The organism is Mycolicibacterium vaccae NBRC 14118 = CIP 105934, from assembly GCF_001552715.1.
Lineage (GTDB): Bacteria > Actinomycetota > Actinomycetes > Mycobacteriales > Mycobacteriaceae > Mycobacterium > Mycobacterium vaccae.
On the sequence record NZ_BCRS01000203.1, the window covers coordinates 1 to 9,895 of the forward strand.

Annotated in this window: 9 protein-coding genes; 4 read left to right on the plus strand and 5 right to left on the minus strand. The window is 69.4% G+C overall.

What is annotated here, in order from left to right; genetic code table 11:
* Positions 1-248 precede the first annotated feature (248 nt).
* The 3 genes from MVA01S_RS26585 (at position 249) to MVA01S_RS26595 (ending at position 3,923) form a co-directional block, all read left to right on the plus strand.
* The gene (locus MVA01S_RS26585) at positions 249-1,937 is read left to right on the plus strand and encodes a DEAD/DEAH box helicase (protein ID WP_003931091.1); all 1,689 of its coding nucleotides are present in this window, start codon (positions 249-251) and stop codon (positions 1,935-1,937) included.
* On the plus strand, positions 1,934-3,136 hold the full coding sequence (locus MVA01S_RS26590; protein WP_082762409.1) for an acyltransferase family protein: 1,203 nt from the start codon (positions 1,934-1,936) through the stop codon (positions 3,134-3,136). The genes MVA01S_RS26585 and MVA01S_RS26590 overlap by 4 nt, the downstream gene beginning before the upstream one ends.
* Positions 3,137-3,206: 70 nt before the next feature.
* Entirely contained in the window at positions 3,207-3,923 is a 717-nt protein-coding gene (locus tag MVA01S_RS26595) for a siderophore-interacting protein (RefSeq protein ID WP_003930934.1), read from the plus strand.
* On the opposite strand, the gene MVA01S_RS26600 is transcribed toward MVA01S_RS26595, so the two are convergent.
* From MVA01S_RS26600 to MVA01S_RS26620, 5 genes are all read right to left on the minus strand, one after another.
* Positions 3,908-4,495, minus strand: a complete 588-nt coding sequence (locus tag MVA01S_RS26600) for a TetR/AcrR family transcriptional regulator (RefSeq protein WP_003930935.1) — start codon at positions 4,493-4,495, stop codon at positions 3,908-3,910. The two genes, MVA01S_RS26595 and MVA01S_RS26600, sit on opposite strands and share 16 nt — an antisense overlap.
* Positions 4,495-5,748 (minus strand): cytochrome P450, encoded by a 1,254-nt coding sequence (locus MVA01S_RS26605; protein ID WP_003930936.1) that lies wholly within the window; start codon positions 5,746-5,748, stop codon positions 4,495-4,497. Before MVA01S_RS26605 ends, MVA01S_RS26600 begins: the two co-directional genes overlap by 1 nt.
* A 54-nt stretch (positions 5,749-5,802) precedes the next feature.
* Complete coding sequence (locus MVA01S_RS26610) at positions 5,803-7,164, minus strand: FAD-binding oxidoreductase (RefSeq protein ID WP_040541552.1); 1,362 nt, start codon at positions 7,162-7,164, stop codon at positions 5,803-5,805.
* A gap of 31 nt (positions 7,165-7,195) precedes the next feature.
* The gene (tap, locus tag MVA01S_RS26615) at positions 7,196-8,452 is read right to left on the minus strand and encodes a multidrug efflux MFS transporter Tap (protein ID WP_003930938.1); all 1,257 of its coding nucleotides are present in this window, start codon (positions 8,450-8,452) and stop codon (positions 7,196-7,198) included.
* Between the two features lie 75 nt (positions 8,453-8,527).
* Complete coding sequence (locus MVA01S_RS26620; RefSeq protein WP_040541553.1) at positions 8,528-9,208, minus strand: sensor domain-containing protein; 681 nt, start codon at positions 9,206-9,208, stop codon at positions 8,528-8,530.
* A gap of 110 nt (positions 9,209-9,318) precedes the next feature.
* Between MVA01S_RS26620 and MVA01S_RS26625 the strand changes: the two genes are divergently transcribed.
* A partial coding sequence (locus MVA01S_RS26625; RefSeq protein WP_060941759.1) for a uracil-DNA glycosylase family protein occupies positions 9,319-9,895 on the plus strand: 577 nt, incomplete at its 3' end.

A 9,895-nucleotide genomic window follows, 5' to 3' on the forward strand; every position in this document is an offset into this window, starting at 1 on the left:
CGGTGGCGGGCCCGCCGGGGCGGGCGCTGCGGACGTGCTCGGCTCCGGTGTCTTGGACACCGTCGAGTCGCCAGGGCTGCATCCCGTGGCCGCCAGCGTCACCGCTGCGACCACGGCGCCGATGGTCGCCGCCCAATTCACAGTTGCGCACCGTACCGTCACCGCGGCCGGGCTTGGGGAAGGCACACCGGCCCTCCTGCGGCCGGGAGGTCGGAGGAACCGCCGACTGGCACTAGACTTCCACCACGATGAGCTCTACGAACGCTGACCCTGAACCCGCTGATCTCACCTTCGCCGACCTGCAGATACACCCGGCGGTGCTGCAGGCGGTCGCCGACGTCGGTTATGAGTCGCCCTCGCCCATCCAGGCGGCGACCATCCCGGCGATTCTGGCAGGCTCCGACGTCGTCGGGCTGGCCCAGACCGGGACCGGCAAGACAGCGGCCTTCGCGATCCCGATCCTGTCCAAGATCGACACCGACAGCCGCACCACCCAGGCGCTGGTGCTGGCGCCGACCCGCGAGCTCGCGCTGCAGGTCGCCGAGGCATTCGGCCGCTACGGCGCCAAGCTCCGCGTCAACGTGCTGCCGATCTACGGCGGCTCGTCCTACGTGCCGCAGCTGGCCGGACTCAAGCGCGGCGCGCAGGTCGTCGTCGGCACACCGGGCCGGGTGATCGACCATCTGGAGAAGGGCAGCCTGGACCTCTCGCATCTGGATTACCTCGTGCTCGACGAGGCCGACGAGATGCTGCAGATGGGCTTCGCCGAGGATGTCGAGCGCATCCTGGCCGACACCCCCGAATACAAGCAGGTCGCGTTGTTCTCGGCGACCATGCCGCCGGCGATCAAGAAGATCACCGCCAAATACCTGCACGATCCGGTCGAGGTCACGGTCAAGTCCAAGACCCAGACCGCAGAGAACATCACACAGCGCTACTACCAGGTGTCCTATCCGCGCAAGATGGACGCGCTGACCAGGCTGCTGGAAACCGAGCAGGGCGACGCGATGATCGTGTTCGTCCGCACCAAGCAGGCCACCGAAGAGGTCGCCGAGAAGTTGCGGGCGCGGGGATTCGCCGCGGCGGCGATCAACGGCGACATCCCGCAGGCGGTCCGCGAGCGCACCATCTCGCAGCTCAAAGACGGGACCATCGACATCCTGGTCGCCACCGACGTCGCGGCCCGCGGCCTCGACGTCGAGCGCATCTCGCACGTGGTGAACTTCGACATCCCGCACGACCCGGAGTCCTATGTGCACCGCATCGGGCGCACCGGACGCGCGGGGCGGTCGGGCACCGCGCTGCTGTTCGTGACGCCGCGCGAACGCCACCTGCTCGGCGCGATCGAGCGGGTCACGCGCCAGAAGCTGGTGGAGTCCGAACTGCCGTCGGTCGACGACGTCAACGAGAAGCGGGTCGCGAAGTTCCGCGACTCGATCACCGACGCGCTGGACAAGCCCGGCATCGACCTGTTCCGCACGCTGGTCGAGGGTTACGAGCGCGACCACGACGTCCCGATGGCCGACATCGCCGCGGCGCTGGCACTGCAGAGCCGCAACGGCGAAGAGTTCCTGATGACCGAGCCGCCGCCGGAGAAGCGGCGCGAGCGTCCCGAGCGGGGCGACCGGAGCGACGCCCCGCCGCGTAAGCCCCGCGAGCGCCGCAGCGACCTCGCGACCTACCGCATCGCCGTCGGCAAGCGGCACAAGGTCGCGCCCGGCGCGATCGTCGGCGCCATCGCCAACGAGGGCGGGCTGCACCGCAGCGACTTCGGCCACATCACCATCAAGGTCGACTACTCGCTGGTGGAGCTGCCGGCCAAGCTGCCGCCGAAGACGCTGAAGTCGTTGGAGAACACCAGGATCCAGGGTCAGCTGATCCATCTCGAACCCGATCGCGGGCCGAAACCGCATCGGGGGAAGCACACGTCGCAGTGACCCTGCCCGACAGGGCGGATCACCGGTCGGTCAGGGAGGACGTCGACGCGGGCGGTCTGGAATCGGTCACGACCGGCCGGGTCGCGTCCCTTACCGGGATTCGCGCGGTCGCCGCGCTGCTGGTGGTGCTCACCCATGCGGCGTACACCACCGGCAAGTATCCGCAAGGGTTTGTGGGCCTGGTGTATTCGCGGATGGAGATCGGGGTGCCGATCTTCTTCGTGCTGTCCGGATTCCTGTTGTTCGCCCCGTGGGTGAAGGCGGCCGCGGCGAGCCGCGAATCGGGCTCCGCGGCGGGGAAGCCGGCGCCGTCGGTGAGTCGCTACGCCTGGCACCGGGTGCGCCGCATCATGCCGGCCTATGTCATCACAGTGGTCGCGGCCTATCTCGTCTACCACTTCCGGACGGCGGGGCCGAACCCCGGACACACGTGGGAGGGGTTGTTCCGCAACCTCACCCTGACCCAGATCTATACCGACAACTACCTGTTTTCCTATCTGCATCAGGGGCTCACCCAGATGTGGAGCCTGGCTGTCGAGGTCGCCTTCTACGTCGCGCTCCCGTTGCTGGCCTACCTGCTGCTGGTGGTGCTGTGTCGGCGGCGGTGGCGGCCGGGCCTGTTGCTGACCGGTCTCGCGGCGCTGGCGCTGGTGTCGCCGGCCTGGATGTGGCTGGTGCATGACACGACCTTCCTGCCCGACGGCGCCAAGCTGTGGCTGCCCGGCTATCTGGCCTGGTTCGTCGGCGGAATGCTGCTGGCCGCGTTGCAGCCACTCGGGGTCCGGGCCTACGCGCTGGCGTGTGTGCCGCTGGCCCTGGCGTGCTATCTCATCGCCTCCACGCCGATCGCCGGCGAACCGACCACCTCGCCGGCGGAGCTGCGTGAGGCGCTGGCCAAGACGGTGTTCTACGCGGTGATCGCGACGCTCGTGGTCGCGCCGCTGGCGCTGCGGGGATCGCGGGGCGAGGACCGGGACGGCTGGTATGCGGGGCTGCTGGCGAGCCGGCCGATGGTGTTCCTCGGCGAGATCTCCTACGAGATCTTCCTGATCCATCTCGTCCTGATGGAGCTGGTGATGGTGGAGGTCCTGCGCTACCCGATCTACACCGGGTCGGTGTGGCTGCTGTTCTTCGGCACGATGGCGGTGACGATCCCGCTTGCGTGGCTGTTGCACCGCTTCACCCGCGTCAGGGCCTGATCCGCACACCGCACGGCCTCCAAGTTAGGTTACGCTTACCTGACCTACGGCTTCGAGGGGTGGAAAGTCCATGACGGACACCAGGAAATCACGGGGGTTCGCGGGCGCGGTGCTCAAGTTGCTGCGGGCCGGCGACTACGAACTCACGGTCACCGGACGCACCCAGGTCAGCCCCCACTATCTGAGGCTCAGTTTCGCCGCCGGCGGACTGCTCGCCGACCGCGCGCTGCACCCGACGATGTGGGTCCGGATGTGGTTCTCCGACGGCGACAAACTGCACCAGCGCGGATACACCCTGGTCAATCCGGATCCGGCCAACGACACCGTCGACATCGAGTTCGCGCTGCACGACGGCGTCGCCTCGCGCTGGGCCGAGCAGGCCCAGCCCGGTGACACGATCGAGGTCACCGTGCTCGGGAGCAACTTCGCGTTGCCCGAGCCGCGGCCGGCCGGCTATCTGATCGTGGGCGACACCGCGTCGCTGCCCGCCATCAACTCACTGCTCGACGCGATCGGCGACGCGCCCGCACAGATCTTCCTCGAAGCCGCCCACGACGACGACAAGCAACTGCCGGTGCGCCGCAGCACTGACGTGACCTGGGTGGACCGCAAGAACTCCGGCGAGGCCCTGGTCTCGGCCGTTGCGGCCGCGGCGTTCGACGCCCCCGACCACTTCGGCTGGGTGGGCTGCGACAACCGCACCACGCGCGCGGTGGCCAAGCTGCTGCGGGAGGACTACAAGATCCCGCGCAAGTCCATCAAGGCGCAGGCCTACTGGGTCGCCTGACCGGCCTCCTGCGGCAGCACGATCGGTACCACGAACTCCTCGAGCATGCTGCGTTCGTCGGCCTCGTCCAGGCCGGGGAACACCAGCAGCGACGTCATCACCCGCACCAGCCAGCGTGACCGGTGCGCGACCAGCCGGGACTCGTCGGGGCCCAGCGAGATCACGAAAGCCTCGGTGAGCGCCTTGATCACCTCGGACTGGTCGGCCATCTCGCCGCCGATCGGGCGCTGGGCGGTGGCGAACCACGATGCCAGCGCCGGGCTCTGCCGCACATTGCGCAGCGACGCCAGCATGCCCTCGATCAACCGCTCCCTGGGATCGGAGAACGACATGATGTGGTCGGTCATCTCGCGGTACAGCCGGTAGGCCTCCCGGTGCACGTAGGCGGTGTGGAGGGCCTCGCGGTTCTCGAAGTAGCGGTACAGCGTCGCGCGCGAACATCCTGCCGCCGAGGCGATTTCGTGCATGCCGACGGTGGCGGCGGGCTGCGCGGCGAACAGCTCGCCCGCGGCGTCCAGGATGCGGTCCGCGGCCACCTCGGTGCGGCGCGCGGCCAGCCAGTCTCCCGCCATCAGCGCACCACCGTGAACGGCACCGACAGCGGGCGTCGCACGTAACTGCCACCGGCCCAGGTGATTCCGGACTCGTCGACCTCGAAGTCCGGGATGCGGGTGAGCAGCTCGGTCAGGGTCACCCGCGACTGCATCCGCGCCGCGGCGGCGCCGAGGCAGTGGTGGGCCCCGTGACTGAACGTCAGGATGTTGCGCGGCCTGCGGGTGACGTCGAGGTCGCCTGCGTCGTCGCCGTACTGGCGCTCGTCACGGTTTCCCGATCCGTACAGCAACATCGCGCGGCGCCCGGCCGGGATCGTCACGTCGCCGATCGTCACGTCGCGAGTCACGGTGCGGCCCAACATCTGTACCGGTGAGGTCAGCCGGAGGAACTCGTCGACGGCGTCGGGGATCAGCTCCGGATTCGCGCTCAGCAGTGCGCGCTGGTCGGGACGTTGGTGCAGCAGTTGCACCGACCCGCCGAGCATGCCGGTGGTGGTGTCGTTGCCGCCGGTGACCATGGTGAAGGTGAACGCCAGGATCGACAGCACCCCGGTGATGTCGCCGTCGGCGCCGACTCCTGCCGCCACCAGATGCGACACGGTGTCGTCCTCGGGTTCGACGCGCCTGCGCTCGATCAGCGCGGTGAAGTAGGACATCATCTCGCCCAGCGCGTCCCCGAGCGTGCCCAGTGCGCCGCCGATCCCGCCCTCGCTGGTGTTCGCGGCCACGATGGCGTCGGTCCAGCCGTCGAACTTGCCCCGATCCTGTTCCGGCACACCAAGATAGTGCGCAACCACCATCGACGGCAACGGCTTGAACAGCTCGGCGACGATGTCGCCACCCCCGTCGGCCTTGAGGCGTTCGATCCGCTCGATCACGTACTCGCGGACCTTGGGCTCGACCGCCTCGACCTGGCGCGGGGTGAAGCCGCGCGCGACCAGCTTGCGGAACTCGGTGTGCACCGGCGGATCCTGCATGACCATCGGTGGGTTGTCCGCCAACCCGATCAGCTCGAGCTCGCCGTAGTTGACGGTCAGCCCCTGTGCCGACGAGAACGTCTGGTGATCGCGCGCCGCCGCCCAGATGTCGGCGTGCCGGGACAGCACGTAGTAGTCGCCGGGTTCGGCACGGTCCGGCCGGTCCGGTGGGACGACGTGGTGCACCGGGTCGCGGTCGCGCAGCGCCCGGTACATGGGCCACGGATCCCGCCAGGTGTTCGCGTCGGCCGGGACGAACCGGGCGGGCGAGTCCTGAGACAGAATCGCGGTCATGTCTTATGGGTACGACACCGGGCGATCAATGTCAAATGGTGTCGGCCCGGGCGGTCAGATCCCGGCGCCGGGGTTGAGGATGCCGGCCGGGTCGAGCGCAGCCTTGATCCGGCGGTTGAGCTCCATCGCCTCGGGGCCGAGCTGACCGGCCAGCCAGGGGCGTTTGAGCCGGCCGACGCCGTGTTCGCCGGTGATCGTGCCGCCCAGGCTGATCGCCAGGTCCATGATCTCGCCGAACGCCTGCTGAGCGCGCTGCTCCATGGCCGCGTCGGCCGGGTCGAACACGATCAGCGGGTGGGTGTTGCCGTCGCCGGCGTGCGCGATCACCGAGATCATCAGGTCGTGCACGCCCGCGATCTTCTCGACGCCGGCGACGAGTTCGGCCAGCGCAGGCACCGGCACGCCGACGTCTTCGAGCAGCAGCGCGCCCTTGGCCTCGACCGCGGGGATGGCGAAGCGGCGCGCGGCGACGAACGCCTCGCCTTCTTCCGGGTCTGAGGTCGAAAAGACTTCCTTCGCACCGTGTTCGGTGAAGACCCGGGCCATGAACTCGGCGTCCTGCGCGCCGGCCGGGCCGCGGTCGTCGCTCGCGGCGACCATCATGGCGCCGGCTTCCCGGTCCAGCCCCATCTTGAGCTTGTCCTCGACGGCGTTGATGGCCGCCGAATCCATGAACTCCAGCATCGACGGCCGGATCTTGCCGGTGATGGTGACGACGGCGGCGGCGGCGTCCGCCACCGAGTCGAAGGTCGCCACCACCGTGCAGGCGCCGCTCTGGGCGGGCAGCAGCTTGAGGGTTGCCTCGGTGACGACGCCGAGGGTGCCCTCGCTGCCGACGAACAGTTTCGTCAGCGACAGTCCTGCGACATCTTTCAAGCGCGGCCCGCCGAGCCGGACCGCGGTGCCGTCGGCGAGCACGACTTGCAGGCCCAGCACGTAGTCGGTGGTGACGCCGTATTTCACGCAGCACAGTCCGCCTGCGTTGGTGGCGATGTTGCCGCCGATGCTGCAGATCTCGAACGACGACGGATCCGGCGGGTACCAGAGCCCGTACTCGGCGACGGCTTTCTTCACCTCGGAGTTGAGCAGACCGGGCTGCACCACGGCGGTGCGGGTCACCGGATCCACGGTGATATCGCGCATCTTTTCCGTCGACAGCACGATGCCGCCGTCGAGAGCTGTTGCGCCACCGGACAATCCGGTGCCCATGCCGCGGGTGACGACGGCGATCCGGTGGTCGGCGGCCCAGCGCAGCACCGCCTGGACCTCCTCGGTGCGCCGGGGCCGCACGACCGCCAGCGGCGTGCCGGCGCTCGGGTCGGCGGCGCGGTCCTGGCGGTAGGACGCGACGATGTCGGGATCGGTGACGACGGTGCCGTCGGGGAGTTCGGCGATCAGGCCGGCCAGCGCTTGCACAGCGGCCAGTGTAGGACCGGCGCACGCCGCGTCAGGCAGCGCCGGAGTCCGGTCGGGGTTCGAGGTCAAGCTCACGCAGCGCGGGCAGGAACACCGCGACCACGCCGAGCGCCAGCATCGGCAACGACAGCGCCAGGAACGTGACGTGCAGGCCGGCGGTGTCGGCCAGCGGCCCGGCCAGGATCAGGCCCAGCGGGCCGGCGGCGTAGGCCAGCGAGCCCATCACCCCGACCACCCGCCCGCGCAACCGCTGCGGGGCGCGGGTCTGCATCACGTAGTTGTAGATCGGCGCGATCGGCCCGTAGACGAACCCGACGATCGCGCACAACACCAGGATCACCGGCAGCGGCGGCAGGAACGCGATCGCCGTCATCGCCACCCCGAGGGTGAGCACCGCGATCAGCATCACCGTGCGCCGCGACATGTACTTCGACATGACCGCGTACCCGAGCGCACCCACGAGGCCGCCGACGCTGAGTGCGACCAGCACCCAGCCCAGCTGGGCCGGCTCGTCGCGATCGGTGAAGTACTTCGGGAACAGCACGCTCTCCATCGGCATGTACAGCCCGGTCGCGGCGAGGTCGACGAACGCCAGCGTGCGCAGCACCTTGCTGTGCCAGACGAAGCGCAGCCCTTCGAGGATGCCGGCCCACACCCCGTCGGCCATCGCCGCCGGATCGGGGAGGCCTGCGCCCTCCAGTCGCAGCGCGCCGATCGCCAGGATCGACAGCACGAACGCGCCCGCGGTCACCCACATCGTGTCGATGCCGCCGAGCGTTGCGATCAGCAGACCGCCGATGCCGGGCCCGACGATGTAGGCCAGGTTGAAGATCGCCTCGAACACGCTGTTGGCGCGGTCGAGGGTCCAGCCCGCACGCTTGGCCGCCTCGGGCAGCATCGTCTCGCGGGCGGTCATCCCGGCGGGGTCGAAGAACGCGCCGAGTGCGGCCAGACCGGCCAGCACCGCGACGTTGACGGCATCGGCGCCGAACACCAGCGCCGTCACCGGCACGGCCGCCACCGACAGCGCCGACAGCGCATCGGAGATCATCGACACCCGGCGCCGGCCCAGATAGTCGACGGCAGCACCGGCCAGCAATGTCGCGGCCAGCAACGGCAGCGTGCCAGCCATCGCGACGATCGAGGCGTCGAGCGCAGAACCGTTGCGCTGCAACACCAGCCACGGAAATGCCACAATCGAGATGCCGTTGCCGGCGCCCGCCATCAACGCGGCGAACAGGATCAGCAACAGCGGGGCGCGTCGGCTGGGCGCTCGGGTCGGCGTCATGGGTTATCGCCGGGAATGTAGCAGTGTGGCGGCCCGCGGGCCACGGATTTTGTTGCAGATCGGCCGGTTTCGCGGCTACCACTGCGCGTCGACGTTGGCGGCGATCTGCTCGGCGACGCGTACCGCCGAGTCTCCGGGAGCCGCGCTGCAGGTGTTGACGTCGACGATCACGTTGTTGCGGTGGATCAAGGCGCGGCCGCAGCCCCAGCCCGGTGACGCGGCCTCCTGCTGGGTGGACACGGTGTGCAACGTGCGGTCGTCGTGGACGATCTCGCCGACCCGCCACCGGCTGCCGCTCTGGGTGTGCGTGTACTCGCTGCAGGCGGGCCACTGCGCCACCGAGGCGTCGAAGAACTCGCCGGCCTTCTCCAGATACGGGAACAGCACGACCGACTGCTTGAGATAGTGCTTCCAGTCCCCGCCATCGTTGAGGCTCTGGTCGCGTTCGGCCTGGTAACCGCTGGGGGCGTAGACGACGGTCTCAGCGGCGCCGTCGATGGCCAGACATTCCGGCGGCGCCATGATCGCACTGTTGTCGTCCATGCTGGTGCGTGACTGGGTGACCGTCATCGCGGGCACCCCCATCGCGACTGCGGCCTCCTCGGGGCTGAGCAACAGGCCGCCCAACTCGCGTTCCACCAGCGGGCGGGGGATCATCGCGCGGGTCGCACTCGTCGATTCGGCGCTGCTGATCGTGCTGCCGCAGCCGGTGAGCACGACACAGACCACCAGGATTGCTGCATTCACCCGTCGCATGGCCCCCCCAATCGAAACGCTCAGCGACCAATTGTGATAGAAGAATGCCCACCTCGCCGCCAGGGAAACGGCGTTTCGTGATAACGATGAACGGTGCTTTCCGGTAACGAATGATGCGTCCCTCAGACCAGCGGCTTCCGCACCCCAGAACCGGTGACTTGTTCACCTCGCCGGTTCACCCGGGCGACGGGTGGCCGGGCGACCCGGCGACCCGCCGGACCGCGGTGGCCGACACCCCGGCGCAGGTGAGCGCGCTGGCCGAGGCGGCCGGGACGCTTCGGCAGGTCGACGCCTGTATCTCGGTCTGCCGCGCGTGCCCGCGGCTGGTGCAGTGGCGCGAGGACGTCGCGGTGACCAAGCGCAAGTCGTACGCCGACCAGCCCTACTGGGGCAGGCCGGCGCCGGGCTTCGGTGCGCCGCGACCCCGGATCCTGATCGTCGGGCTGGCGCCGGCGGCCAACGGCGCCAACCGCACGGGGCGGGTGTTCACCGGGGACCGCTCCGGTGACTTCCTGTTCGGCTCGCTGTACCGCAGCGGGCTGGCCAACCAGCCGACGGCCACCGACAGCGCCGACGGGCTTGAGCTTGTCGACGCGCGGGTGGCCGCCGCGGTGCGCTGCGCGCCGCCGGGCAACGCGCCGACACCGGCGGAGCGCAGCACGTGCGCGCCGTGGCTGGACGCGGAGT

Coding starts and splice junctions, on each gene's coding strand:
- MVA01S_RS26605 (WP_003930936.1), bottom strand. CDS start 5,748: ATGACCGCGATTCTGTCTCAGGACTCGCCCGCCCGGTTCGTCCCGGCC.
- MVA01S_RS26600 (WP_003930935.1), bottom strand. CDS start 4,495: ATGGCGGGAGACTGGCTGGCCGCGCGCCGCACCGAGGTGGCCGCGGAC.
- MVA01S_RS26585 (WP_003931091.1), top strand. CDS start 249: ATGAGCTCTACGAACGCTGACCCTGAACCCGCTGATCTCACCTTCGCC.
- MVA01S_RS26595 (WP_003930934.1), top strand. CDS start 3,207: ATGACGGACACCAGGAAATCACGGGGGTTCGCGGGCGCGGTGCTCAAG.
- MVA01S_RS26620 (WP_040541553.1), bottom strand. CDS start 9,208: ATGCGACGGGTGAATGCAGCAATCCTGGTGGTCTGTGTCGTGCTCACC.
- tap (WP_003930938.1), bottom strand. CDS start 8,452: ATGACGCCGACCCGAGCGCCCAGCCGACGCGCCCCGCTGTTGCTGATC.